The organism is Vibrio cyclitrophicus, assembly GCF_024347435.1.
GTDB lineage: Bacteria > Pseudomonadota > Gammaproteobacteria > Enterobacterales > Vibrionaceae > Vibrio > Vibrio cyclitrophicus.
Genome location: NZ_AP025481.1, coordinates 357,818 through 384,214, shown reverse-complemented (window position 1 = coordinate 384,214; position 26,397 = coordinate 357,818). Strand labels below are relative to the sequence as shown.

The 26,397-nt window shown below is 42.9% G+C and carries 25 protein-coding genes; 12 read left to right on the top strand and 13 right to left on the bottom strand.

The genetic code is table 11. From position 1 onward, the window contains the following. Nucleotides 1–26: 26 nt before the first annotated feature. Nucleotides 27–701, bottom strand: coding sequence for a pyrimidine 5'-nucleotidase (yjjG, locus tag OCW38_RS16755; protein ID WP_010428904.1), 675 nt, complete (start codon nt 699–701; stop codon nt 27–29). Between the two features lie 212 nt (nt 702–913). On the opposite strand from yjjG, the gene OCW38_RS16750 reads away from it, so the two are divergent. The 3 genes from OCW38_RS16750 to OCW38_RS16740 all read left to right on the top strand — a co-directional run bounded on the left by OCW38_RS16750 (nt 914) and on the right by OCW38_RS16740 (nt 3,595). Then, nucleotides 914–1,078, top strand: a complete 165-nt coding sequence (locus tag OCW38_RS16750) for a hypothetical protein (protein ID WP_010428901.1) — start codon at nt 914–916, stop codon at nt 1,076–1,078. Nucleotides 1,079–1,315: 237 nt separating this feature from the next. Beyond that, nucleotides 1,316–2,464: an L-threonine dehydrogenase gene (gene yiaY, locus OCW38_RS16745; RefSeq protein ID WP_261896321.1), complete on the top strand. Its 1,149-nt coding sequence runs from the start codon at nt 1,316–1,318 to the stop codon at nt 2,462–2,464. A 249-nt stretch (nt 2,465–2,713) separates the two neighbouring features. Beyond that, nucleotides 2,714–3,595 carry a hypothetical protein gene (locus tag OCW38_RS16740; protein WP_010428896.1) on the top strand — a complete coding sequence of 294 codons (882 nt, stop codon included), beginning with the start codon at nt 2,714–2,716 and terminating at the stop codon, nt 3,593–3,595. A 92-nt stretch (nt 3,596–3,687) separates the two neighbouring features. Here OCW38_RS16740 and OCW38_RS16735 read toward each other — a convergent pair whose 3' ends face one another. Beyond that, on the bottom strand, nt 3,688–4,122 hold the full coding sequence (locus OCW38_RS16735) for a YccF domain-containing protein (RefSeq protein ID WP_032544929.1): 435 nt from the start codon (nt 4,120–4,122) through the stop codon (nt 3,688–3,690). Between the two features lie 265 nt (nt 4,123–4,387). On the opposite strand from OCW38_RS16735, the gene OCW38_RS16730 reads away from it, so the two are divergent. Further along, a complete protein-coding gene (locus tag OCW38_RS16730) occupies nt 4,388–4,513 on the top strand; it encodes a hypothetical protein (RefSeq protein ID WP_016769172.1) in 126 nt (41 codons plus the stop codon). 122 nt (nt 4,514–4,635) lie between these two features. On the opposite strand, the gene OCW38_RS16725 is transcribed toward OCW38_RS16730, so the two are convergent. Next, nucleotides 4,636–5,712 carry a threonine aldolase family protein gene (locus tag OCW38_RS16725; RefSeq protein WP_016769171.1) on the bottom strand — a complete coding sequence of 359 codons (1,077 nt, stop codon included), beginning with the start codon at nt 5,710–5,712 and terminating at the stop codon, nt 4,636–4,638. A 306-nt stretch (nt 5,713–6,018) separates the two neighbouring features. Between OCW38_RS16725 and OCW38_RS16720 the strand changes: the two genes are divergently transcribed. Together OCW38_RS16720 and OCW38_RS16715 are read left to right on the top strand one after the other, a co-directional pair. Further along, on the top strand, nt 6,019–6,636 hold the full coding sequence (locus OCW38_RS16720; protein ID WP_016769170.1) for an NAD(P)H-dependent oxidoreductase: 618 nt from the start codon (nt 6,019–6,021) through the stop codon (nt 6,634–6,636). Beyond that, nucleotides 6,636–8,558 carry a monovalent cation:proton antiporter-2 (CPA2) family protein gene (locus OCW38_RS16715; protein WP_016769169.1) on the top strand — a complete coding sequence of 641 codons (1,923 nt, stop codon included), beginning with the start codon at nt 6,636–6,638 and terminating at the stop codon, nt 8,556–8,558. Before OCW38_RS16720 ends, OCW38_RS16715 begins: the two co-directional genes overlap by 1 nt. 455 nt (nt 8,559–9,013) lie before the next feature. On the opposite strand, the gene tdh is transcribed toward OCW38_RS16715, so the two are convergent. Together tdh and OCW38_RS16705 are read right to left on the bottom strand one after the other, a co-directional pair. Then, nucleotides 9,014–10,045: an L-threonine 3-dehydrogenase gene (gene tdh, locus OCW38_RS16710; protein ID WP_010428880.1), complete on the bottom strand. Its 1,032-nt coding sequence runs from the start codon at nt 10,043–10,045 to the stop codon at nt 9,014–9,016. Nucleotides 10,046–10,155: 110 nt separating this feature from the next. Next, on the bottom strand, nt 10,156–11,349 hold the full coding sequence (locus OCW38_RS16705; protein WP_016769168.1) for a glycine C-acetyltransferase: 1,194 nt from the start codon (nt 11,347–11,349) through the stop codon (nt 10,156–10,158). 497 nt (nt 11,350–11,846) lie between these two features. On the opposite strand from OCW38_RS16705, the gene OCW38_RS16700 reads away from it, so the two are divergent. Both OCW38_RS16700 and gloA2 read left to right on the top strand, forming a co-directional pair. Next, nucleotides 11,847–12,779 carry a LysR family transcriptional regulator gene (locus OCW38_RS16700; protein WP_010428874.1) on the top strand — a complete coding sequence of 311 codons (933 nt, stop codon included), beginning with the start codon at nt 11,847–11,849 and terminating at the stop codon, nt 12,777–12,779. Beyond that, nucleotides 12,779–13,162, top strand: coding sequence for an SMU1112c/YaeR family gloxylase I-like metalloprotein (gloA2, locus tag OCW38_RS16695; RefSeq protein WP_016769167.1), 384 nt, complete (start codon nt 12,779–12,781; stop codon nt 13,160–13,162). Before OCW38_RS16700 ends, gloA2 begins: the two co-directional genes overlap by 1 nt. A gap of 113 nt (nt 13,163–13,275) precedes the next feature. Here gloA2 and OCW38_RS16690 read toward each other — a convergent pair whose 3' ends face one another. From OCW38_RS16690 to OCW38_RS16675, 4 genes are all read right to left on the bottom strand, one after another. Beyond that, the gene (locus OCW38_RS16690) at nt 13,276–14,811 is read right to left on the bottom strand and encodes a PepSY-associated TM helix domain-containing protein (protein ID WP_016769166.1); all 1,536 of its coding nucleotides are present in this window, start codon (nt 14,809–14,811) and stop codon (nt 13,276–13,278) included. Between the two features lie 111 nt (nt 14,812–14,922). After that, a complete protein-coding gene (locus tag OCW38_RS16685) occupies nt 14,923–15,273 on the bottom strand; it encodes a hypothetical protein (protein WP_016769165.1) in 351 nt (116 codons plus the stop codon). Nucleotides 15,274–15,542: 269 nt separating this feature from the next. Further along, nucleotides 15,543–15,938, bottom strand: a complete 396-nt coding sequence (locus OCW38_RS16680) for a cytochrome b562 (protein ID WP_010428861.1) — start codon at nt 15,936–15,938, stop codon at nt 15,543–15,545. A 166-nt stretch (nt 15,939–16,104) separates the two neighbouring features. Then, entirely contained in the window at nt 16,105–16,851 is a 747-nt protein-coding gene (locus OCW38_RS16675; protein WP_010428859.1) for a phosphatase, read from the bottom strand. A gap of 339 nt (nt 16,852–17,190) precedes the next feature. Between OCW38_RS16675 and OCW38_RS16670 the strand changes: the two genes are divergently transcribed. After that, the gene (locus OCW38_RS16670; protein WP_010428858.1) at nt 17,191–20,205 is read left to right on the top strand and encodes an HD domain-containing phosphohydrolase; all 3,015 of its coding nucleotides are present in this window, start codon (nt 17,191–17,193) and stop codon (nt 20,203–20,205) included. Between the two features lie 31 nt (nt 20,206–20,236). On the opposite strand, the gene OCW38_RS16665 is transcribed toward OCW38_RS16670, so the two are convergent. Then, nucleotides 20,237–21,256 (bottom strand): DMT family transporter, encoded by a 1,020-nt coding sequence (locus tag OCW38_RS16665; RefSeq protein WP_102421097.1) that lies wholly within the window; start codon nt 21,254–21,256, stop codon nt 20,237–20,239. Between the two features lie 91 nt (nt 21,257–21,347). Here OCW38_RS16665 and OCW38_RS16660 point away from each other — a divergent pair, with 91 nt between their 5' ends. Together OCW38_RS16660 and OCW38_RS16655 are read left to right on the top strand one after the other, a co-directional pair. Then, entirely contained in the window at nt 21,348–22,304 is a 957-nt protein-coding gene (locus OCW38_RS16660) for a LysR substrate-binding domain-containing protein (RefSeq protein ID WP_016785108.1), read from the top strand. A 30-nt stretch (nt 22,305–22,334) separates the two neighbouring features. Then, a complete protein-coding gene (locus tag OCW38_RS16655; RefSeq protein ID WP_004730185.1) occupies nt 22,335–22,655 on the top strand; it encodes a heavy metal-binding domain-containing protein in 321 nt (106 codons plus the stop codon). 167 nt (nt 22,656–22,822) lie between these two features. On the opposite strand, the gene OCW38_RS16650 is transcribed toward OCW38_RS16655, so the two are convergent. Together OCW38_RS16650 and OCW38_RS16645 are read right to left on the bottom strand one after the other, a co-directional pair. Further along, a complete protein-coding gene (locus OCW38_RS16650) occupies nt 22,823–24,079 on the bottom strand; it encodes a peptidoglycan DD-metalloendopeptidase family protein (RefSeq protein ID WP_102421096.1) in 1,257 nt (418 codons plus the stop codon). A gap of 145 nt (nt 24,080–24,224) precedes the next feature. Continuing rightward, complete coding sequence (locus OCW38_RS16645; RefSeq protein WP_010428829.1) at nt 24,225–25,064, bottom strand: tetratricopeptide repeat protein; 840 nt, start codon at nt 25,062–25,064, stop codon at nt 24,225–24,227. Between the two features lie 325 nt (nt 25,065–25,389). Here OCW38_RS16645 and OCW38_RS16640 point away from each other — a divergent pair, with 325 nt between their 5' ends. Beyond that, the gene (locus OCW38_RS16640) at nt 25,390–25,857 is read left to right on the top strand and encodes a cytochrome b (RefSeq protein WP_065612439.1); all 468 of its coding nucleotides are present in this window, start codon (nt 25,390–25,392) and stop codon (nt 25,855–25,857) included. Between the two features lie 99 nt (nt 25,858–25,956). Here the strand turns inward: OCW38_RS16640 and OCW38_RS16635 are convergent, their stop codons facing one another. Then, nucleotides 25,957–26,385, bottom strand: coding sequence for a hypothetical protein (locus OCW38_RS16635; RefSeq protein WP_016789439.1), 429 nt, complete (start codon nt 26,383–26,385; stop codon nt 25,957–25,959). Nucleotides 26,386–26,397 lie beyond the last annotated feature (12 nt).

The following is a 26,397-nucleotide window of genomic DNA, read 5'->3' as shown; positions in this document are numbered from 1 at the left end:
TATTCGTTGGTGCTAGTTGTTATTGCCTAAGCCAATAAAAGCGCTTGTAAGTCAGCCAGTGACTTAACTTGATAATGAGGGTTGATACCCGCAGGTATTGCCTTTTCTTGGCTGTTTAACCAACAAGTCTCGATACCAAAATCTAGCCCACCTAGAATATCTGAATGCGGGTTATCTCCAACCATCAACACTCTTTGCTTGGATGGAAATCCCACCAGCTTATGTGCATATTCAAAAATCTGGGCGTCCGGTTTGGCTACCCCAACCTCTTCAGAAATAATCACGTGATCAAAGTAATCTGTCATTCCGGTGCGCTCTAAACGGATTGACTGCAGCTCTGTAAAACCGTTAGTAATGATGCCCATATTCACTTTGCCTTTTAAAGACTCCATCAACTCTTGTGCACCCGGTAATAATGAACAGATGTCTGCCATCGCTGTTAAAAATGCACTGTTTAAAGCAGCCGTTGTTGTCTCTAGTTTCTCGGCCCAGCTTTCGAAGCGGGTGTGTTTCAGTTGGTCTGCGGTAATACGACCATCTTGGTAATCAACCCAAAGTGGTAAATTAACCTTTTGGTAAGCCGAATAATCTTGCTCGCTGAAATCCACCCCAAAACGAGAAAACATCAGCTTCATTCCTTGATAAGCATCAAAATGGAACAAGGTTTCATCTGCATCAAAGAATATCCAATCGTACTTCATTATCTGTCCTATTATTCGCGCTATCTAGCCGTGTTATTTTTGTTCTTTCTTAGCCTCAAAGGCTAAGTGTTCATTCTACTACCATTTTTGTGAGCCTGAATATAGTTCTAAGAATTTATAGAAAACAAGCAACAAGTCATGATGTATCGCAAATTTTGCCACATATTAAACCAATACCATACAAGAAATACACTCAAATACCCGGAGGTATTATGAAGCACTTCTTACCGTCATCTATCATGCTTACTCCTTTTCTTGTTAAATACTATGATAAAGAGCCAGAAGAAAATGAAATTTCAGAAGCAGAACCTACACACAGTCTAACCCAGCCTGAACTTGAAATAATCCTTTCTAACGAAGATGAACCAAGACGATAATGTGTATTTTTCGCCACATTATTCATCAATATCCCTGCATATCTACCAAAATTCAGCTTTTCGATGTTGATAATAAACACACAATAAAACCATAAAAACGATTGCTATATGAGCCCTATCACACCACATAATTACAAAGTGGTAGTTCGGGCTCAAACTTATCTCAGATCAAAAGACTCCCTTCTGATTACCGACAACATAAAAGAAACCAAAAATCATAATTAACGGAGTTTTCCAATGTCTAGTGCATTCTACATCCCTACAATCAACTTCATGGGCACAGGCTGTTTGAAAGATGCTGCTGATAGTATTCAGTCTCAAGGCTTTAAAAAAGGGCTTATTGTTACCGATAAAATCCTGAACCAAATTGGTGTGGTAAAGCAGGTCCAAGATCTTCTTAACCAACGTGGTGTTGAAGCTGTTGTCTTCGATGGCACTCAACCAAACCCTACCATCACCAACGTTAATGATGGCCTTGAACTGCTTACAGACAATGATTGTGATTTTGTTGTGTCTCTTGGTGGTGGCTCTCCGCATGACTGCGCAAAAGGTATCGCACTGGTTGCTTCTAACGGTGGCAAGATTGCTGATTACGAAGGCGTTGATCAGTCTGAAAAGCCAATGATGCCGTTGATTGCGATTAATACCACGGCAGGAACAGCGTCTGAGATGACCCGCTTTTGCATCATTACCGATGAAGCTCGTCACATTAAAATGGCTATCGTTGATAAACACACAACACCGCTTATCTCCGTAAACGATCCTGAGTTGATGCTTGCTAAACCTGCATCATTAACTGCTGCAACCGGTATGGATGCGTTAACACACGCAATCGAAGCTTACGTTTCTATCGCAGCAACACCAATTACAGATGCAGTAGCAATTAAAGCGATTGAACTTGTACAAGCACACCTGAGAACAGCCGTAGCACATGGCGACGATATTGAAGCTCGTGAACAAATGGCTTATGCGCAATTCATGGCAGGTATGGCTTTCAACAATGCTTCTCTTGGTTATGTTCACGCGATGGCGCACCAACTAGGTGGTTTCTACGACCTTCCACACGACGTATGCAACGCTATCTTGCTTCCACACGTTCAACGCTACAACGCGCAGGTTTGCCCTGAGCGTCTACGTGACGTTGCAAAAGCAATGGGTGCGAATATTGAAGGCATGACACCAGAGCAAGGTGCAGAAGCAGCGATCAACGCGATTGTTCAACTAGCAAACGACGTAAATATCCCAACAGGTATCGCAAAACTAGGTGCGAAGCTTGAAGACATCCCTACACTTTCTGACAACGCACTGAAAGATGCTTGTGGTTTCACTAATCCTAAACAAGCAACCCACGAAGAGATTTCAGCAATCTTCGAAGCGGCAATGTAATCTAGATACTAAGACATTTTGACCTTGCTCGGTCAAATATTGTTCTAGAAACAGATCAATGTAAACACAAACGGACTCACCTTCTGAGTCCGTTTTCATTTGTCGGCCTCTACCTCAAAAGTCACGATAAACCACTAAAAAGTCGCATTGTTGTAATCGCTTGGTTATAGTTAAACTATTGATATATAGAATAACAAACAGGTTCCATTGAGTCGTTGGATAGTTAGCACCTCATTATTAGCTTCACTCATGTCCTACTCTGTTAAAGCGGAGGAACAGAATGAGTGTCACAGCCAGCCATTAGAAGACGCTCCTTTAGAAAAAGCCTACCACTTCCTAAACAGTAAATTTTGTCAACCCGCCCTGTGGTTCGATAGCTTCTTTGTTGATGACCGTATTACAGAAGATGCTAGAGCTGGCACGTCCGTCCGTTGGTACAACGATTTCATCTACTCTGAAGGTGGTGACGTGGGCTACTCAACAAAACTCAATGCGCGTTTACATCTTCCTTTTGTCAGTAAGCGGTTGAAGTTGATCTATGAATCAGTCAGCGATGAAGAGTTCTTTGATTTCTTCCCTAACGACTCAGAAGAATTAGAAAGTGCATTAGGTTTACGCTACGATGCCTATGCCAAGGGTTACAGTAGTTTCAATATCAAAGCAACACTGCGCCCACGAATCGAAGCTCGCTATCGTTTTACCTACCCTTTGACTACAGATGCCGTAGTTAGGCTGACTCAACGTGTTTATCAAGATAAGCAAGAGACAGGAGAGATCACCGATATCGATTTTGATCTTTCACTAAGTGATGATTTCTTAGCTAGATGGTCGAACTTTGCGGGTTATAACGATGATTTAAAAGGATGGGAATATGGTACGGGCTTGACGTTATACCACTACCTTTCTCAAGATCAAGCTCTCCAATATAGCGCGACTATCAAGGCAACCAACGAACCTTACAACCACTATGAATATTCACAAGTGTCGGTGACTTATCGGCAAAACGTTTGGAAAGAGTGGTTATTCTATGAACTAACCCCTCGCTACCAATGGGAAAGAGAGCCTTATGATAAGCACATTGAAGAAGCCAATTTCACACTTAGGTTAGAGGTTCTATTCAACAACGTTTAGAACTTGGTTTTCTTTTTAAGCAACGAACCAGAGATAAAAAAAGCACATCATGCGATGTGCTTTTTCAGTTCAATCAAGATGATACTGTAATCTTAACCTTTGTAGTTTCTTACTCGCGCCGCTTCTGCTTCACGCTTGTCGACAACCGTTTTACCAATTGGCGCCAAAGAGATAACCGCTAACTTAAGGTGCTGAATCGCAAACGGAATACCTATAATAGTAATGAAACACGCCACGGCTGACATGATGTGACCTATTGCTAACCAGATACCTGCAAATAAGAACCAAATAATATTACCTATCACACCTAGCGGACTAGTACCGATATCCATTTCATTGGTTAGTTCATCACGCGAAATCGCTTCCTGACCGAATGGGAAGAATGAGAAGTTACCCATAACAAAACACGCTCGCCCCCATGGGATACCAACAATAGTGAGAAATGCGAGCAGTCCGAAGAACCACCAAGCTAACCCCATAAATACGCCACCGAACAGAAACCAAATAATGTTTCCTATTGTTTTCATTCTGTATTCTCCAAATTTTTGAACGTTATTTGTTTTATATGCCGAGTAAGGCAGTGCTTGTTCTATTAGGTTCATTATTGTTGAACCTTTATGAACCGCTTATGAATCACTTACATTTTATGTGATTGATACACACCACGGTTCTCTAAATCCACATAGGGCTCAACCCATTTATTTGATACCATGCACTTAGATTTTTAGTACCACGAAGCTAGACAGCTACAAATACTACTACTGTAACTACAACTAATTGAAGGCCGAATTTATGAACAACCCTGAGCAACCTAAAAAGAAAATGAAGAACTGGGTGCCAATTGTCTTCTTCGGGCTTCTCAGCACGGTTCCAGTGTTCATGTTCTTGGTCGACGTGTACATCAACCAGTATATGTAACAGAGCTGGACATCCTAGCTATATAAATGGATACAAGAACTCTTTCCTGTATCCATTTCAGTTCCAATTAGATCAGTTCTTCTTCAGTCAGCTCTTCTGTAGTCAACTCAACTCTTCCGTGATCAAATCAGCTCTTCGCTAATAAAATCTAGAATGTCTATCAGCTCATGATCAGGCAAATTTAGTAAGTTATCCCCTACATACCATTCAATCTTACATTGGTTTGGCAACTCACTGATCGCTGGGCTTCCTATCCAAATCTTGTGTTTCTTCGCTATGTTATCTCTCACAATAATGCCGTCTTCGTAGTTCACAGGTAAATAAAGGTGAAGCATATTGACCTGCGGTTGCTGCGGATTAACGGTGAACTGAGGGTAATCTTGTAATATTTGATAAACCTGTTTGGTGCGTTCATACAGAGCTGGCATCAGTTCTAATCGCTCATCAAACTGCATCGCAGCAGATACCACATAAGGCGTTCGGTGATACACGTTACCACCTTGGCGCTTCATCCACGCCGATGCCTTCGCTACAAAAGCTTTATCGCCTAACAGTAGCGAACCACCAAGGCCATTGAGACCTTTATACAGCGAGACATAGGCGCTATCGAACCCCTTAGCAATCTCGCGGTATGGCTTTTGGTAATACGCGCCACACTCCCACAAGCGGGCACCATCCATATGAAGGTGAATCGATTGCTCTTTGCAGTACTGTTTAATCGCCTCAAGCTCTTCCCATTCGGGTAACTGCCCACCAATTTCTCGCATCGGCAGTTCATATAATGCGGCTGCGATTTCATCAGGCCATGCCTTTAAGTCATCGACATTCCAAGTGCGGAATACGTTACCGACAGGAAGAACACTAAAACGATTTTGAAGCTGATACCCTTGGCGTTCATGGCGCATAATATGACTCGATTCATGCATCGCCACTACTGGGTTTCTTCTCTCTTGGCACGCAATTTCTAGTGCAGTCGGTTGATTCATGGTGCCCGTAATAACAAACACAGCCGCTTCATAACCGAGCAGATCTGCCACTTTCTTTTCAAAACTCTCAATAAACTCGCCATCACCGTAGCTATCGTGAGTAACATTATTTGTTTCACACCAGTGAGCCATCTGAGCGAATGTTTGTGCCGGAGTTGGTTCTAAGTGACCAGAAAGCAAAAAATCACATTGTTGACGCAGATCTGTACTCATACTCTTTCCTTTATTCGTTATCATTGTATGAAAAGTTGTCGAATGGTTTCGTTCTAACGTTAAGGTGACATAAAGTAAAAATGTTAGCTTTTATTATTAACGAATATTTAGTTTTACAAGCTCATATCCTTTCGAAGTATTGAATTGTATAAACAATACAGTGCCTTAAAACAAGGTAAACTATACGAAATGAGATAATGAAAAAACAATCACTATTAGCTAATTCGTTGTTCTTCAAGCATTCTTCTATTATTGTATATCTATAATCCCAATAGGTATTATTCGTTTATATACAAAGAGGGCTATATGTCGAAAAATCGAGTTTTAGTGCTATTCGCACACCCTTCTCAACATCGTTCTGAAGCAAACAAACCGTTATTTGAGCAAGCAAAACGCGTTGACGGTGTCACGTGCGTCGACCTCTATGCCGAATATCCAACGTTCAAGATCAGCATCGATCGTGAGCAAAAACGCCTATTGGACCATGACATCATCATTTTTCAGTTCCCCTTATATTGGTACTCCACACCGGCAATTCTCAAAGAGTGGCAAGATCTCGTTCTAGAGTATGGCTTCGCCTATGGAACCGATGGCAACGAGTTACAAGGTAAGAGCTTACTGTGTTGCATCACTGCTGGCGGTAAAAAGGATGCTTACCAAAGTGATGGCTACAACCACTTCACTATTCGAGAACTGCTTCACCCAATTGAACAAACCGCGTCTTTATGTGGGATGAACTATCTTGCGCCTTTTGCGCTTTTTGGATCTCGTACCGCTTTAGAAGAAAACCGTATTCAACAACATGTCGATAGCTACAGAACGCTTTTAAAGGCCTTGGTTGCAGGTGATATCAACATCAAAAGAGCCAACAAGGCAGAAAAGTTGAACCATATTGTGGAAGAATTGATGGCAGAGGTTAAATAATGACGGGATACTTTCTACAAGCATTTATCTATTTAATTGCAGCCGTGATTGCGGTCCCTATTGCCAAAAGACTTGGACTTGGATCAGTTCTCGGCTACTTAATCGCTGGCGTTGTGATTGGTCCCATCATTGGATTGGTTGGCGAAGAGACAACAACCATCCAGCACTTTGCCGAGTTCGGTGTAGTGATGATGCTGTTCTTAGTCGGGCTTGAACTTGAACCTAAGATGCTATGGGCGATGAGAAACCGATTGATGGGGCTTGGTGGCCTTCAAGTTGGTGGTACGACCGCTATCGTGATGGGAATTGCACAGTTCTTTGGTCAACCTTGGACGATTGCTTTAACTATCGGTTTGATCTTTGCGCTTTCATCGACAGCCATTGTTCTACAAACGTTCAATGAGAAAGGCCTGTCTAAAACGGAAGGCGGTAAAAACGCTTTCTCGGTACTTTTGTTCCAAGATATTGCCGTTATCCCAATGCTGGCGTTCATCCCTTTGTTGGCTCTTCCTGAATTGGTTGCTTTGGCAGAAAGTGCCGCCCAAACCGCTGCACACCATGATGAACTCAGTTTAGTTGCAGGTTTGCCAAGTTGGGCATACGGACTTGTTATTACGGCTTCAATTGCGATTGTGGTCGTCGGTGGACATTATCTAAGTCGGCCACTGTTTCGTTTTGTTGCGAGCTCTGGCTTACGCGAGATCTTCACTGCAACTGCACTGATGTTGGTGATTGGTATTGCCGCGCTAATGAGCCTTGTTGGTTTGTCGCCTGCCCTAGGTACTTTCTTAGCAGGTGTGGTACTTGCCAACAGTGAGTTCAGGCACGAACTGGAATCTAACATCGACCCGTTTAAAGGGTTATTGCTTGGATTGTTCTTTATCACGGTAGGCGCAGGTATCAACTTTGGCGTTCTATTTAACGATTTCGCACTCATCATTGGCTTAACTCTTGGCGTGATGGCGCTGAAAGCCTTGGTGTTGTTTACACTGGCTTTAATCTTCAGAATCAAAAACAGCGACCGCTGGCTATTTACATTGAGCTTGGCTCAAGCGGGGGAATTTGGTTTTGTACTACTCAGCTTCTCAGCACAGAACCATGTATTACCTGCGGATATTGTTCAAACACTATCACTGGTTGTTGCCCTCTCTATGTTCTTAACTCCTGGTCTGTTCATTCTGTTTGATAAAGTCATTCTGCCCCGTTACGAGCAAAAATCGAACGATCGAGAAGAAGACAAAATAGAAGAGAAAGGTACCGTTATCATTGCAGGCATCGGCCGATTTGGTCAGATAGTAAACCGCTTGTTGGTATCAAATGACGTCAATACCGTAGTATTGGATCATCAAGCAAACCAAGTGGACTTATTACGCTCCATCAATATTAAATCTTACTTTGGTGATGCTACTCGTCACGACTTGTTGCATACCGCGGGTATCGAAGAAGCCGCGATGCTTGTTGTTGCTATCGATAATCAAGATTCTAGCGTCGAATTAGTGAAGTACGTAAAACACACGTATCCAAAAGTTAAAATCTTGGCGCGTGCATTTGACCGTGGTCATAGCTATCGCTTAAGAGAAGCCGGCGCCGATTTTGTGGAATCAGAAACGTACCATTCAGCACTTGAGATGGGCGCACAAGCCTTGCGTTCTCTTGGGCATCATCCATTTTTTGTTGAACAGCAAAAATCAACGTATCAACGTGTCGAAAGTCGTAAATCTGAAAAGCTTTATCAAGCTTGGTCTGAAGCCGAAGAAAATCCACGCTACGACAATAACTACCGACAGATCTTCATTCACCTGGAAGAAGCGATGAAAGAAGACATGAAAAAAGACCGTTCAGACAAGCATTCTCGCTCCGAACGTGGCTGGACACCACCGCCAAAAGGTTATGCAGACGGCTTTGAGGAAGAGGAGTCCTAAGCAAGTTCTAGCTAACCATTCTCTATACCAATTCAGAAAGCGGCTCTCATGCCGCTTTTTCTTTGCCCATACCTTTACCTACAGCTCGAACAGGGCACCGGCTAACTAGGTAGAGCGTGCTAAACTCGGCGATCTTTAGGATTTATGTGATCTACCCATTATTTTTAATTTCTCATCGCTCTGTAAAAATGAATTCAATTTTTACATTGTTGAAACATTCCTCGACATATAAACCATACAAGTCGAATGGCTGTACTTGGTTACGCACTCGGTACATACGGCGCTTACATCTGTGGCCTAATCATGCAGGCTGCTGCATTGGGTTAACAACTCATTGCTGTAAAAAATGGGCAACTGAACCTTGATCATATCGCCCATTTTCTTGAGTTCCGAGATGTAAAAAAGGCGACAGTAAAAACTGTCGCCTTTCTAATATCTTGTTACTCAGCTAAAGCTTATTCCCAATCAAGAATTACTTTACCTGACATACCAGAGCGCATCATGTCGAAGCCTTTCTGGAAGTCGTCCACTTTGTAGTGGTGAGTAATGATTGGTGTTAGATCTAGGCCTGACTGGATTAGTGACGCCATCTTGTACCAAGTTTCGAACATTTCACGACCGTAGATACCTTTGATAACCAAGCCTTTAAAGATTACTTGGTTCCAGTCTACTGCCATGTCTGATGGTGGAATACCTAGTAGAGAGATCTTACCGCCATGGTTCATGTTAGTCAGCATACTGTTGAACGCAGATGGGTTACCAGACATTTCTAGGCCTACATCGAAGCCTTCAGTCATGCCAAGATCAGCCATTACGTCTTCAAGCTTCTCTTCCATCACGTTTACTGCGCGAGTTACACCCATTTTTTTAGCGAGATCTAGGCGGTATTCGTTTACATCAGTGATAACAACGTGACGAGCACCAACGTGCTTAGCAACAGCTGCAGCCATGATACCGATTGGGCCAGCACCCGTAATTAGCACATCTTCGCCTACTAGGTCGAAAGAAAGCGCTGTGTGAACTGCATTACCAAACGGGTCGAAGATTGATGCTAGGTCGTCAGAGATTCCTGCAGGGATCTTAAATGCGTTGAACGCAGGGATCACAAGGAACTCAGAGAACGCACCTGTGCGGTTTACACCAACACCTGTTGTGTTACGACAAAGGTGAGTACGGCCACCACGACAGTTACGACAGTGACCACATGTGATGTGACCTTCGCCAGATACACGGTCGCCGATTTCAAAACCACGAACTTCTTGGCCAATACCAACAACTTCACCCACGTATTCGTGACCTACTACCATAGGTACTGGGATTGTATTTTGTGACCACTCATCCCAGTTATAGATATGTACATCAGTACCACAAATTGCAGTTTTCTTAATGCGGATAAGAAGATCATTATGACCCATTTCAGGTTTTTCAACCTCGGTCATCCAGATGCCTTCTTCAGGCTTAAGCTTAGAAAGTGCTTTAATTTTCATAATGTTATCCAGTTCATCTCGCCTAACTGTAAGGCGAGAATCAAAAATCTATATGTTCTATTGGGTGTTGCTCTATCTAATTAAAGGATGCTCGTGGCACCCCTTTAAAATTAGATGATACCCATGTCTTTACCAACTTGGATGAACGCATCGATTGCGCGGTCTAGTTGCTCACGAGAGTGTGCAGCAGACATTTGCGTACGGATACGAGCTTGACCTTTTGGTACGACAGGAAAAGAGAAACCGACAACGTAGATGCCTTTCTCTAGAGCGCGCTCTGCGAATTCAGCCGCTACTTTTGCATCACCAAGCATGATTGGGATGATAGCGTGGTCAGCACCACCCATTGTGAAACCAGCGTCTTCCATGCGAGTACGGAAGTGAGCAGAATTTTCCCATAGTTGAGTACGCAGGTCGCCAGATTCCGCAAGAAGATCTAGAACGCGGATAGACGCCGATACGATTGCAGGTGCAACAGAGTTAGAGAACAGGTATGGACGAGAACGCTGACGTAACCAGTCGATTACTTCTTTCTTACCAGCAGTGTAACCGCCTGAAGCGCCACCCATTGCTTTACCAAGCGTACCAGTGATGATGTCGATACGGTCAACAACGTTGTGGAACTCGTGAGTACCTGCGCCGTTTTCACCCATGAAACCTACTGCGTGAGAATCATCAACCATTACTAGTGCACCGTACTTGTCTGCAAGGTCACAAATAGCAGGAAGGTTAGCCACTACACCGTCCATAGAGAATACGCCGTCAGTTACGATAAGCGTGTGACGAGCGCCCGCTTCTTTAGCTGCGATAAGTTGTTGCTCTAGCTCTTCCATGTTGTTGTTTGCGTAGCGGAAGCGCATTGCTTTACACAGACGAACACCATCGATGATAGATGCGTGGTTTAGAGCATCAGAAATGATTGCGTCTTCTTTGCCTAGAATCGTTTCGAATAGGCCAGCGTTCGCATCAAAACAAGATGTGTAAAGAATAGTGTCTTCTTTACCTAGGAACGTAGATAGCTTTTGCTCTAGTTCTTTGTGAGAATCTTGAGTACCACAGATGAAACGTACTGAAGCCATACCAAAACCGTGCTGATCCATACCATCTTTAGCAGCTTCGATAAGAGCTGGGTGGTTAGCAAGGCCTAAGTAGTTGTTTGCACAGAAGTTTAGTACTTCTTCACCTGTCGAGATGGAAACCGCTGCTTTTTGAGCAGAAGTGATAATGCGCTCAGACTTGTAAAGACCTTCTTCTTTAACTTCTTCGATTTGGTTTTGAATCTGTTGGTAAAATGCAGAAGACATTGTTCTATTCCTTCCTAGTTATTATTCAGCAGCATCGCGCGCCGCATTATGTAGGGAATGTAAACGATTTCAATTCGATCATTTACACTGTAAAACTTATACCTCTATTCTAGTTGAACATGCCCTTTTCGATTATCCCTCCAGTTGGAAAAACATTAATGAATCACAGGCACTAATAATGATTCATCCCAGTGATACAGAGCACATTAACACCTCAATGTTGTTCTTTTTAACGCCAAGCTCCCATCAATTACCGTCTAATTTTGCTTTCATATCGAATATCAATTTTTCATCTCAGTACGATATAGTGATGATTCTCCGTTTACCTCAGAATGTATAGCCTCTGTGACGCTATACAGATGAGATGGAAACACATAAAACGATCAGGCCGATCAGACTACGTAATTAATGCAATTAATGAAATTGATTCACAAATAACAAGTAATCACTCACAATTGCCATAGCGCTCACGTTGAAACTTGTTTAATTGGATACTTATGATCAACCCAAAACTGATTGCCCTACTCCCAGATCTCGCATCCTTCATTTTGGTGGTAAACGAAGGAAGTTTTACCGCTGCTGCAAAACAGCTGGGCGTGACGCCTTCAGCACTCAGTAAGTTGATTACTCGCTTGGAAAAGGCCTTATCAGTAAAGCTGTTTGAACGAACAACTCGTACCCTAATCATCACTCAAGCTGGGCAACTGGTTTACGATCAAAGTGTCGTTATGATAAATGCCGCCCAACAGGCTGTTGAACTGTCGACGTCCGATCATACAGATCCTGCAGGCTCAATAACGGTAGCAGCGCCGGAAGCCTTCTTGAATTCGGTATTACAACCCTTTGTCGTTCCTTTCTTAAATCAATATCCTGAGATTCAACTTAAGTTAAGAGCCGCTGATGGCGACATCGATATCTTACGTCAAGGTATCGACATCGCGTTTCGTCTTACCGATAAACCCGACGAGAGCCTGGTTTTGAAGGAGTTAGGGAAAACTAACCTCGTACTGTGTGCGAGCCCTGACTACCTTGAAGCGAAAGGAACTCCTTACCACCCGACAGAGCTTTCAGAGCACGATTGTTTGTATCTTGCCGAAACAGACAAAGACCACATTTGGGACTTTCTTAAAGATGATGAATTTCACACAGTACCCGTCAGTGGGCGTTACGCTGTAAACCACTCACAGATGCGACTTAAAGGCGTTAAAGAAGGACTTGGTGTAGGTATTTTCCATGATTTTGTAATCCAAGATGCGCTGACTGAAGGTTCTGTTGTGCAAGTGCTAGAAGATTGGACCATCAAGAGTAACTACCATGGCGCAATCGCGATGCAGTTTGCTCAAACCAAATACATGCCTGCTCGATTGCGTGTATTCATCGATTACGCAATGGAACACTTGAGCGATAAGCTGGCCGGAGAAATAAACTAATGCTGAAAGGAATACACCACGCCGCCATTATTTGCTCAGACTACGAAGTCTCTAAACGCTTTTATACGGAAGTTTTAAAGCTTGAAGTGATTGCAGAGAATTATCGTGAAGCGCGCCAGTCGTACAAGCTTGACTTAGCTCTGCCTAATGGCGCTCAAATAGAATTATTCAGCTTCCCCGACGCACCTGAAAGACCAAGCTTTCCAGAAGCTCAAGGGCTGAGACATTTGGCTTTTTGTGTTGATGACGTTCAACATGCCAAAAGCTATTTGGAAGAACAAGGCATTGAAGTCGAACCGATTCAAGTTGATGAGTTTACGGGGAGATCATTTACGTTTTTCGCCGACCCAGACGGCCTGCCGCTAGAGCTGTATCAGATCTAAAGCTTTATCAAATCTAGAGCTGTATCAAGTCTAAAGTCTTCCTCACAAAGGAATCACCCATCTGATTAATAAAACGGACTTTCTCAAGTCGAGAAAGTCCGTTTACGTCTCAATTAACTCAATGCCGTCTTGAATTTCTCAACTCGCGAAACCAACAACCAATCCAGTAGCATTGCCGTCACAATGGTGGCACCTGCGAGTGGAAACAGTACTGAAATAACCACCACGGTCGCTAAGCCCACTTTCCAAAGTCCAACATCGCCAAACTTCGGTGGCGTTCCCAACTTTCTCTGGCCTGAAGGTCTGCGCATCCACCACATTACTCCACCAGTCACTGACACCAAAATGAATGCCAGACAGAACAACGCGTTTAGAAGCTTGTTGATGATACTGATATCACCTTGGTGCAGAGAAATACCCACGGCTAAGGTTTTGGCGAATAAATTGTAATCTTGCCACGTCACCTCTCCTAGGATGCGCCCTGAATATTGGTCGAGGTGAGTCGTGCGATCTTGGGTTGGATCGATAATGTCACCGCCCATGGTATTCGCAGCCACGGTGTAAACACCCGTTTCTGAGCGCGGGAAATTGACTTTATATTGCGTAAAACCAAGAGATTGAGCTTTTGCTATCACATCATCAATCGAGAAATTACTCGCAGATAATACATGCTGAGAATGATCCTCACCCATCTTAGAATGATCATGAGCTTCAAACGCTTCTTCTACTTGGTGGACGTGTTCTGCTGGCTTATCTTGAGACAAAGGCAGTGGCGTTTGCTCTAGGTTCCAAGGCATTTCCTCCTCAGACCCGTGATTTAAAGAAGCATGCGTTTCGTTAGACAGAGGAATGTCGTCCCACATTTGAGCAGGAAAAGTACTCCATGCTTGCACTAGCTTACCGCCCCAAAAACCTGTCCATGACAATCCCGAAAGAATAAATAACAGAAGAATGAATGACAGTGTTCCACCGATGTTCGCATGCAGATCACGCATTAAAATACGCGTTCCTGAAGCAAATCTCAACTTAAGAAAACCGGCACGGCTTGCGTTATCTCTTGGTAACCATAGGTAAATACCACTGATAAGAAGCAGAATCGATAAGCTTATTGCGACTTCAATTAGGTAATCACCCCAATCACCAATCAACAAAGTGCCGTGAATGTCATTCGCCAGTTGGTACAGGCTATCGCTGCGCGGGATTTCTCCTACCACTTCACCAGTGTATTGATTCACCGTGGCGAAAACGGAAGTGCCATCTTCAAGCGATACAGAAAATCGGTTCGCAAGATCAGGGACTTTACTCGGAACAAACTGTGTCACCGTACCTTGTGGGTATTGATGCTGTACGGCAGCTAATTGTTGCGACACCTTGATCGGTTCGCCCGATGCAACAATTTCAATCGCGTCTTGATGGAAAGCGAGTTCAATTTCATCATCAAACAACATCACCAAACCAGTAATACTCAACATCAACATGAATGGGATAACGAATAGCCCGGCATAGAAGTGCCAGCGCCAAGTGAGGAAGTAGAGAGTTTTATTGCGGTCTTTGTTTTTTATATTGGTTCTCGAACCGGTTGTTACACTGCTTGTAGACTGCGAAGTCGCTTGTGCTTTCGCAGAGCTTTGAGATTCATTTCTCAACATTATTATTTCCTTTGACACATGCAAACATACCTTCTGAAAAATCAGAAAGTAATCTGAGCATGTTTAACTTTACTTAATACTTTATTTTTTAATTATTTTAGTGGGTTAGGTTTAAGAAATATCAAAGGGAGGGCCGCGCGGGGCTTGCCTCGTATAGCGTTCGCTTAGAGCCAAAAAAGCGTAGCTGTCAGAGACAATAGAACTCAGTCGAGTTGTCAGTAGTGTAGTTGGAAGTTCATCTTGGTGAAACGTGGAAAAATGGCTAAACGGACACGGTTTACCTTTATGTGTGTTTGGTTCACCTTCTTCAATTTGAACCAGTTCAAAGCCATTAACCGTACATAACGACGCCCATACTCCCGCACTATTACCATGAGCATTGATAACAGGCATTAATGTTACCAATGCCCAGCTTAGTGCTGTTGCAAGTAACATAGAGAAGTTGAACGAGGTTCGGCGCATCATTCCAAATTTTTATAAATTTCCCTTATTATGAGGCACTTGGAATATAGGTACACGTAAAGATTAACATCAGGTTAAAAAATTGAAGCTAACGCACACTCTTTTTCGTTATAAACCGGTTACAGCATCAGAGCTAAGAAAGTATTGCGTATTTCTTTGCAGTAAGCCTTCGGGAAAATAGGCAATAAAAAACGCCGCCTTACTTCGTCCTCTCAAGAAGGAGATGTAAGTCGGCGCTATATACGTTACTTGTTTTAGTCTTGGTTTGTTTAACCGAAGATCTTGCTCCAAATACTCGGATTACGCTTCTCGTGATACTCTTCACGAAGGCCGTCAATAGTACGAAGTTCTTGCTGTGCAGATTCAAAGTCACCTTGGTCTAGCTTCTGCTCAATGCTATCAATTGATACACTAATTTTTTTGAAGCCTTCCATGAAGTGTTCTTCTTTTTCAATTGGGTAAACACCCGTTTTCAGCTCAGCAACTAACGTGTCGATACGTACTATAGGCTTTTGCATCTCTTCGATGCTTTGAGCTTCAGCCGCTTGTTTGAATGCAAGCTTCATTTCTTGCATATTTTTCTTAAGATCGACATTAGCAAATGCGTTGCCAGACAATAACGCAGCAGCGATTAAGCCAGATAAAAGGATTGAGCGAGTTTTCATTGTTTCTCCAGATGAAGCGATGTCTTTGAAGATAGCGCCATCGTTGTTGAGGCACTTCGACTTTATTATTTTCGGCTAGTGTATACAAAAATCCATCGAGCACAAAAATTGATTGTGTCGAAATGCAAACTAGCTAGCTAATTACTGACAAGTACCAGGCAAACCATCATTCAAATACCGAAAACTCGGCAATCGATTGACGACCACGCAATGCCAAAAAAGCTAAGAATTGCTGTGGTGAATGGGTAATAACCTTGCTCGAATCCACGCCCACCTCATCAAGTAGTGAAGACACGAGATCCAACCCGCCCACATCTATGCAGAAATGCGCATCGCTACCTGTCGTAATAAACGCACCTTTCGCTTTAGCAATTCTTGCGATCTCGTAACAACGATCAACACTGCCAACGCGACTATTGCCTTTAAGCGTGGTGTTATTAATTTCGATTGCGACATTATGTTCCGCCGCACATTGAATCACAGCTTCAAAATCGAAATCAAAATTTGGGTTTCCTAAATGACCAAGTGCATCAATTCGGCCGCCTTTAATCACATTCAACAATGCTTCTGTATGGGTAGTGACATCCGAGGGGCGAAATACTGGCTCATGAAAACTCGCGATCACCCAATCCAAGTTCTTATCCACACTCGGATGAATATCGATTTCACCCTGTGTGTTCATGATGTTTGACTCGACACCTCGAATAATAGCGACATCTTCAATAAAACGAGGGAGCACACGCTGGTTGCTGAAAAACCAATAGTGTGGCGCGCCTGGCATTGACTCTGAATGATCGGTAGTACAAAACATGGTTAATCCGTTTTGCTTTGCCGATTTTGCGTTTTCGATCAGCGTGCTGTATGCATGACCACTGGCGTATGTGTGGGTGTGAGTATCTACTTTGAGTTCCATGAATCAATGCCCTTTTAGCTCGGTCTTTAAACGTTTCTCAGAAAAAACACTCCTGTACCTTCTTCTGAAAATAAGTGCCTCGTGGCAACAATTTGACCAGTTTATCAGTTGAAAGTGACAATTAGCATCTAAACATCAAGGTTTATTATCACTTCATTTACGCGTCACCATAAAGCTTCGTTAGTAAAGCCTTGTTTAACGATTAGATTTATCCATCCCGCATCGAAAAAACGCAGAACCTTGGCTCAAGAACCTGTTTGATTTCGCAAATTACACCAATTTTTTGCAACCTACCCAAGTTCGTCAATACTTAAACCAGTTAACAAACCGGAGTGTTAGATGAAACGCAGACGATACCCGCTGAGTATCCACATCACGAGCCTTTTCTTAATTTTGACGACGCTGGTCGGTACCGTTTTGATATCGATAAGCTATCGCCATTCTCAAGATTTGTTATTGGGTACCGTTCGCGAAGTAAGTAACGAACATCGCGATAAGCTGGAATCGATATTTAAACAAGCCATTGCGCCTGTTGTTACCACTTTAAATGTGATGGCGGTAAGCCCGTTTGTGGATCATCAAAACGCTTCAATTGAAAAAGAGTCTTGGTTGGCGTCAGTCGATATTATCTTCAAACAGAATAACAATTTAATGGCTTTGTTTTATGGCTCTGATGATGGTGAATTCAGAATTTTTCGCCCTTTGACGTCTATTAAACAAAGAGCTGAAAACAATGCGCCATCCAAGGCTACCATGATGGTCAGCACAACCAATCTAGACGGCGAAAACGTGATTAATTTTCTAGATGGTGCACACCAAGTGATCAGCACAGTACAAGCTGAGAGCAAATTTAACCCCACGACTCGACCTTGGTTTCGCAACGCAAAGCCCGATGGTTCAATACAACTTTCTGAACCCTATCAGTTCTATTTCCTTCAAACCCATGGTATTACACTCTCTAGACGTTCTGCAGACGGCAAGCATGTGGTTGGTGCCGATTTCACGCTAAAATCTCTCTCTTCTCAAATCAGTAAGCTGGCCTACTCTCCGCAAACACGATTAGCTCTATTCGACCAACACTTTAACCTTCTTGGCGAGCATCAACTTGATCTATCAATACCTAACCTAGCCCCTCCAACCAATCAGGAAGCAAAACTAGGTGGTCACCCTGTAGGAAAACTATCGGGTAGCGAACAAGATCCAAGCTTTTTTAGTATACCTAAACGTGAGCAGATGGCAGCTCTGAAAGCATCCGTATTAGGGCCCCTTATCTCAGATGAAGAGAAGTTTAATCTCAACCTAAAAAACGTGGAGTACAATTTAAATACTTGGGCATTAACGTTAACACCTGTCGAACTCACTCAACATGTCACACTATATTTGGCAGAAGCGACACCACACAATGATCTACTGGCTGACCTCATCTCTATGCGTGATAAGCAAGTGGCTGTTGCAATTGGTATGTTGTTTATCTGTTTCGGCATCGTATGGTTTGTGGCGAATCGCTTATCTCAACCACTCAATACACTCATGCAACTCACAGACAACATTGCGCGATTTGACTTCAGACGAACCCACTATCCAAAAAGCATGATTCAAGAGGTAGCAAACCTTACACACTCTATTGAACTCATGGAGCACACTCTTCATGACTTGATCACCCTACTTCGAGATACAGCGGGTAATCAGGAATTTTCGATACTCGCTAAGAACATTGCTCATCAAAGCTATTTAATTACCAAAGCTGAAACCATCGTGCTTTTCACTCAATCAGAAGAAAAAGATGTGTTTGATACGGCTGCTAATCTCGCCATTATTCCTTTTAAAGCGGACATCAATGACTTCATCAAGCATACCCCTTGGTTACTATGCCAACTTAAAGCAGGCGAAACCATCCATCTAAACCGCGAAGACAACGTTCTTAATTATTATCAAGACTCGATCTTCAATTCAGACCTGTATCTGTTTCCACTATTGAACCGCGAAAAACTGTTGGTCGGCATTGTTGCCATTGGTTATGAAAGACCGATCACTAAGATGCAGGCCGACAAGCATGCCTTTTTAAGAGAACTGCTCAGCTTTGCTGAAATAGCTAAAGACAATATCGACCAAATGCAACAACAAAAAAACATGCTCAATGCTTTCATCGAGCTGATTGCATCGGCAATTGATACCAAATCACCTTACACCGGTGGCCATTGCCAAAGAGTCCCAGAACTCACTAAATGGCTAACCCAAGCCACGATTGATGATGACCGTTATTACCCGCAATTTTCATTAGATAGTAAGCAGTGGGAAGAGTTGATGCTCGCTGCATGGCTTCACGATTGCGGTAAAGTCACCACGCCGGAATATGTGGTAGACAAAGCAACAAAACTCGAGACGATTTATGACCGAATCCACGAAGTTCGCATGCGTTTTGAGCTGTTAAAACAACAAGCGGAAACCGACTATTGGAAAGCCATAGCTAACGGGGCGCTTCAAGAAGATCAACTTAAAGTACTCGAACAAAACTTGTCAGAATTAGATGAAGAATTTGCCTTCGTTGCTGATTGCAACCTGGGCAGTGAATCAATGACGGAAGAGCAGCTTGCACGCTTAGATCAAATAGCAAAACGTACATGGAAGCGCACATTAGACGATCAATTAGGGTTATCTTGGTCTGAAAAAGAGAGATTTAACACTCAACAGAACATCACAGAACCAAACGAGAAGCCATCAAATAGCAAAGAGCCTATTTTACCTGTGATGGAGCCGTTACTTGCTGATAAGCCAGAACATAAAATACAGTGGGATAATGGCTTTAACCCTGCAGATATGTGGCAAGAAGAGTTCGTTCTTAAACCTGGAGAAGTAAAATATAATCAAGGTGAACTGCATAATTTGAAAGTACGTCGTGGCACCTTAAACGACGAAGAACGTTTCATGATCAACGACCATATCATTCAGACTTTCACCATGCTCAATAAGCTCCCTTATCCGTCTTATCTCAAAAACATTCCAGACATCGCGAGCGGACACCACGAGCGTATCGATGGTAAGGGATACCCAAGAGGCCTAAGCGAGGATCAATTGCCTTTACCGTCTCGAGCCATGGCGATTGCCGATGTGTTTGAAGCTCTAACCTCAAGCGACCGTCCGTACAAAAAAGGCAAACACTTAGACGAATCGCTCAATATCATGACCGACATGGCCACCAGCGGCCATATCGATCCAAAACTGTATTTGCTATTTTTGGAGAACAAAATCTACGACAAATACGCAGAGCGATTTCTTGAAGCTAACCAACAGTCCGAGATTGATCAGAAGAAGCACATAGATCGAGTAAAAGAGTACATACGCTCGTTGTTCTAGGTATTTTCCAATAGTCATGGATTCTTAACGTTTAACTTTTAACGACAGAACCTAACGCCTCAGAGTTCAAAGCATTCACTGTCGTTATTGGGAGTTGCTTGGTTTTGACTTTATATTGCCTTTTAGCCAGTAATGTATTGGTAATGCTTGCCACGACAATCAGATTAATACCAAGGATCTGCTGGGTAGAGAAGACGTCATCGAAGAACAAGCCCTGCCATAACGCACTGAATAGCATATTAGTAAAAATTAAAGGCGCGAGTTGAGAGCCGCTTTCTGCAAGTTTATAGGCTTTAGAGCGGAAGATTTGCGTATTAATGGTAAACAACGCGAATCCAAATGCTCCAAGTCCAATCCAACCTAAACCATCAATAGACAGTAAAACTGTTAAAGCGCCATCCCCTCCATCAGCTTCAAGGACGTCAGGCATAACAGAAATGGAAGTGAATAAAACCATTGGTAACACGAGTATGGCTGCGACTAGAAACGTCCATGCATTTAGCTCTGCTGGCGTAAGGCTCGTCTTAGAGGCTCGATACAAACTCACTTGCGAACCCGAGTTAAACATTCCCGCTAACAATCCTAGCAACAGTGCAGGCCTAAAGAAATCCGAGCCGAATTCAAACTGCGACCAATCCCCTGCCATCATCACTACACCAACAAAAGTGATCGCTAGGCAAACCACCGTGGTTGTATGAATTTTTGTGCCAAATATTAATTTTTCTAACAAAGGAATAAACAAAGGGCCGGTGCTGAATAATACAATCCCCTCAATAAGGGTCAGGGTTTGTAGTGACGTTAGAAAGCACCACTGACAGGCCACCATGAAAATCGCCCGCATCACTAAAGGCTTCCACATCTTTCGTGTCGGTTTGCTAATTTTATAAAAGATCAAAAAAAGAAATAGAAAAAGGCTGGGTAATAAGAAACGCACAAAACTCAGCAACGAAATGGGCATGGTTTCAGATAGGTACTTAGCCACTAAACCGCTTATAGACAAACTGAATGTCGACAACAACATAAAAGTCGTCGCCTTGGTAATATCAGACATAATTATCACCTCCTATGGCACCTATTTTAGAAGCGTGACGTGATGAAAAATAGCGAGTAATATTAACCATAACTGTAAGGAAAACTTACCTATGAAAAAGCTCGTTCCGCTTAAATCCGTTTATGCTTTTATTGCTGTGGCTGAAACTGGCAGTATGACCGAAGCCGCACGTGTTTTGTATGTCAGTCACTCTGCGGTAAGCCAAGCCATAAAGTCACTAGAACAACTGGTTAATAAGCCTCTATTTCAACGGGTAGGTCGTCGTGTCGTTCTTAATGCCGCGGGTAAGCGGTATTACCGAAAAGTCGCTCCTGCATTGGAGCAAGTCATAGACGCGACAGAAGAACTGGCCAAAACGCCTAACGATCACCGCATTACACTCAATATGGTGAATTCACTGGCGATGCATTGGTGGATTCCTCGAGTCCCCGACTTCCAAGCCTTTGCTCCTTCTCTTGATATCCGTATTTCCACGTTAACCGGCCCTTTTGATATCGAGCAGGAAGGGGTAGATATTGCCCTTGTCCATGGCAAACCTAACGAATGGGATCGCTATTACAGCGAGAAATTAGGCGATGATGATCTGGTATTGGTGTGTAGCCCTACCTTGTTGAAAAACCAAACGGGACTGAGCGTTGAGCAACTCGTGAAACAGAACCCAACCATTGGCGCATTTAACCCTAGGCGAAAGCACGACTGGCAAGTGTGGTGTGATCATTATCAAATCCCAATGCCCGCATTTCATAGCAACCTAACATTTGATATATCCATTCAAGCCGTGCAAGCTGCGATTCGTTCTCTTGGAGTGTTGGTTACCCATCGCTTGTTTGTGAAAGATGACATCAGCCACGGCATGTTAGTGGAACTGGGTAAACCCGTTGCTAACCCGCACCAAGATTTCTACTTTGTTTGCCCAAAAAACAAATTAAAACAAGAAAGTGTGCTAAAACTGAGATCATGGTTAAGGCATGAATTCACACACTCAGAGACAACATTGAGCGATGATACTCAAGGACAAGACCAAACTATCAATCCATGCAGCGAGTAGAAGCTCAACAAGCGGACAAGAGAGGCTATTATGATTATTACCACCACACAATCAGTCGAAGGTAAGCGCATTGTCGATTACAAAGGGGTTATCGCAGGAGAAGCTATTCTAGGCGTTAACGTTTTCAAAGATATGTTTTCAGGCATCCGTGACTTTGTTGGTGGGCGTTCTGGCACTTATGAAAAAGAGCTAGAGAAAGCACGTAACTACGCCTTCAAAGAGCTAGAACAAAAAGCCATTGAAGCGGGCGCAAACGCAGTTGTAGGCGTAGATATCGATTACGAAGTGTTGGGAACAGGCAATGGCATGCTAATGGTATCGGCGAGCGGTACAGCGGTTGTCGTTGCATAGTCAACCCATGCCACTGATAAGCCAAGAAAACGAGATACTAAGCTACTAAGCTACTAAGAAAACAGTATCTGGCTGATGAACTAGTCAACAATTCTCCCTTCCTGTCGAACAGGAAGGGAAATCAACGACCAATAGTTATAGGTTAAATGAGTCGTGGCCACCGTAAATCAACTTGCACTGCTCTTTTGATCAGTAATCAAACCATCAAATGAAGCAATTCGGGCAAGGAACTCTTTCTTATTTTGAGGAAGAATAGAGCTTGCCATTGGTAAGTTCGCCTTCATCGCGTTGACCGCTCGACCACGTACCAAAACTTCAAAATGCAAGTGAGGACCGGTTATACGACCTGTTGCGCCAGATAGCGCAATTTTCTGGCCTCGTTTCACTTGTTGGCCTTTCTTAACTAAGAAACGGCTCAAGTGTAAGTAACGAGTTTTGTAAACACTGTTGTGCTCAATCACCAAGTATTTTCCTGCATATGGGTGATTGCGAATCGCTACAACCCGACCATCACCCGTTGAATAGACTGGCGCACCAACTGGTGTCGCAAAGTCAGTGCCATTATGAGGCGATATACGCCCTGTCACAGGATGCTTTCGGTATGGGTTAAATGATGAAGTAATCCGACGGAACTGACGAGCGACCGGATATCTATCGAAGGCTTGCTCTAAGCTGTTACCCGCTCTGTCGTAAAAGCGACCATCTGGAGCTAAAAAAGCCGCTACTTCTCGGTTTCTCAAGTTAATAGAGATACCTTGAACTTCCGTTTTGCCTGTTAAGTGATTATCGGTGTACTGCTCTTTAACCAACACATTAAAGCTATCACCTGCTCTTAGCTCCCTTGCGAAGTTGATTTTGTCTCTCAAAGTTCTGGTTATATTAGCTATCTGGGCCGTTGTTAACCCCGCTTTATATGCTGACGTCGAAAAACTGCCATGAACGGTGCCTGCATAGAGCTTTTCCTTCCATTCTCCAGGCACTTCATGGAATTGGTAGTCAAAGCTTCCATCATTATTTTTAGTAAAGACAGCCTGTTCTACGAGACTTTCATGGAAAATTAACTCAACGAGCTGTTTAGAGTCACCATCCAGAAGCAACTCTAGATGATCACCAGGTTTTATTGTGTCCAATTTCAAAGACTCAAGATCTGCTTCCATCACCTTTTGAACCGTTCCATAAGGCAGTTTCCATGACGAAAATATGTTGCTTAGCGTGTCGCCGACTTTCACAAAATAATGGACTTTAACGAGAAAGTTGGAACCCGATTGCGAATGCACCTTGGCCACATCACTCGATTGAGAATCTTGATAAGGTGTTATTTTGATAGAGACTTCTTGTACTGATTCTGAATGAAAAGAGAGCAAAGTAGCAAGAGAAAATGCGCTGATCGCAATAATGATCAGGCCGGAGCGGAGAAACTTCATAAAATATTTAACGGTTTATAACGATGAACTCATTCAAATGTTATAACATAACAATTTAGTTTATTGAACAAGTGAAATGTAAGAAACCGTTCTGTAAATCCAATAAAAAGATGATGGGCTAATAAAGCCCATCGCCTTTCAAATATTACTCTTCGAAAAGAGCCTCAAATCGTTCTAAACCTCTTAGCATCTCAAAATCAGGCTCTTCAGCTAGTAGCTCTCTCATAGAACCACTTGTTTCAATCGAACGCTCTAAATCATCGATAGCTTGACCTTCTGCACCTAATCTAGCGTAAGCACAAGCGCGTTGGTACAGGGCATGAGCATTTTGATCATCTACCTCAAGTACGCGGTTGCACAGACTCATCGCCCAATGGTATTCCCGCATGTCCATTGCAGCATCCGCTTTGTGTGTCAACGCTTCCAAGTCACCCGGACGAACCTTCAAAATTTCATCATAAGTTTCAATTTTTTGTTCAGCAGTCTGGGCATTTTGCGCTCTCAGCCATAAATTGTGAATCTCATTGATGATCTCAATCTCTCGGTTGTTCTCCGATATGATTCTGGTCTTACGCTTAAGGTCCCTTTCAAGAAGGTTAAATTTCTTTTCATAATCTTGAGCAATCGAATTCAGCCGCTGGTCGGCCATTTCTTTGGTGGTATGTTTGAGCTCTTTAAGTGATTGCCACCCCACCAACGCAATGAGTGAAGCAACACCTGCAATAATGTAGAAGAAATACGTCACGGTGACATTCGCATAGTTGAGCGACTTGTCGGCAACAGACAGTTCACGATCGGTCATCTGTATAGTTAGGCGTCTCTCAAGATCTTGTTGTTCCATTCGCAACTGCTTCAACTCATCTAGGATGTAGCGCTCCATCAGTGGTCGGTCTACATACTCTTTGTCTGAGTATTTAACTTCCTCGCTTGCAAGGCTCATGGTTGTTACCAGTGAGAACACTGCAATCAATAGAATTCGAAGCATTTATACTTTCCTTATATGTCTTATCTTTGTGTCACTGTATCTCGTTATGGCAATACAAGCTAGGGAGTCAGATGATTTGCTGTCTCGGCATTGGAATTAACACTCTAAAACATCATTGATAATTATAAAACACTTGAAGCAACATCATTAATTTCTAACTAATAAAAATGCCCAGTATTACTGTTCTATATAATTAATTCGTGATGCAAATATACCGATGATTGATTTATAGCATCCCGTGGAATCTTATATTTATAATAATTAAACCGAGGTTAATTTGAGTAATACGCGATACGATTTAATGAGCCGTGTACTGCACTGAGTCATGGCTTTCGTCATCATCTATGCAACAACCGCAGGGTATGTGATGCACTATGTCACTAGCCATCCAGAACTGTTTTCTTTTCTGTCTGTGCTTAATATGTCATTGGCAACCATTGCAACACCGTTGCTCATTGCACGTTATATTTGGAGCCATTTTCGCTCATCACCGGAGATGCCACTCTCAATCCCAAAGCGACAGCAGTGCGTTGCCAAACTGACTCACTCATTGATGTATCTAGTGATGTTCATGGTTTTTAGTTCCGGTTATTTGATGCTGAAAGAGCCTTATTCTCTATTCTGGTTAACGAACGTCAATAATCTAATTACCGAACCTTCAATCAACCACTTCTTTTTCTATTTACATAGTGCCAGTTGCATTACCTTAGCCTGTCTAATTGTTTTGCATATTAGCGCAGCACTGAAGCACCACTTTGTCTCTAAGAACTATGTATTGAAGATGATGCTCTAGCTTTAAACCCTCTTTAAAGTTTAATTCTTAACGCTCGAGTTTCCTACACACAAAAAAAAGCCATAGCATGGTTGCTATGGCTTTCTTCTTTTAATTTGGTTACTTGCTGTGAGTATCTATCATCACTTGCCAATATTCACATTTGGCTAAGAACTCTTTTAAGTAAAGCTCTGGGTTAGCAAGCTTCTCGCCGCCTTTCACATCAGCGCCAGTCACTCGCCAAAAGCCACGAGTCACGAGATTTCTGTGGTAAATAAAGTCGTTAAGTTCGTTTGTTTTTAACGGAAGCTGTTCACCAAAGGTTTGTTCGTACAAGCTCAACGTAGCAGCTTGCTCACTTGGTTTATCTCTTAGAAAGGTATCCAAATCCAGTGACTGCTGTGCTTCTTTCGGTAACGCTTTAGCCAATTTAGAGATAACACTGAACAGAGCCAACTCAACTTTTTGAGACGCTAATAACGATGCACCTAAAAGCGCATGTTCATTGGAAATGTGTTGCTCTGTTGATGAAACGGTTGCTGTTGTCACTGTGTTAACCTC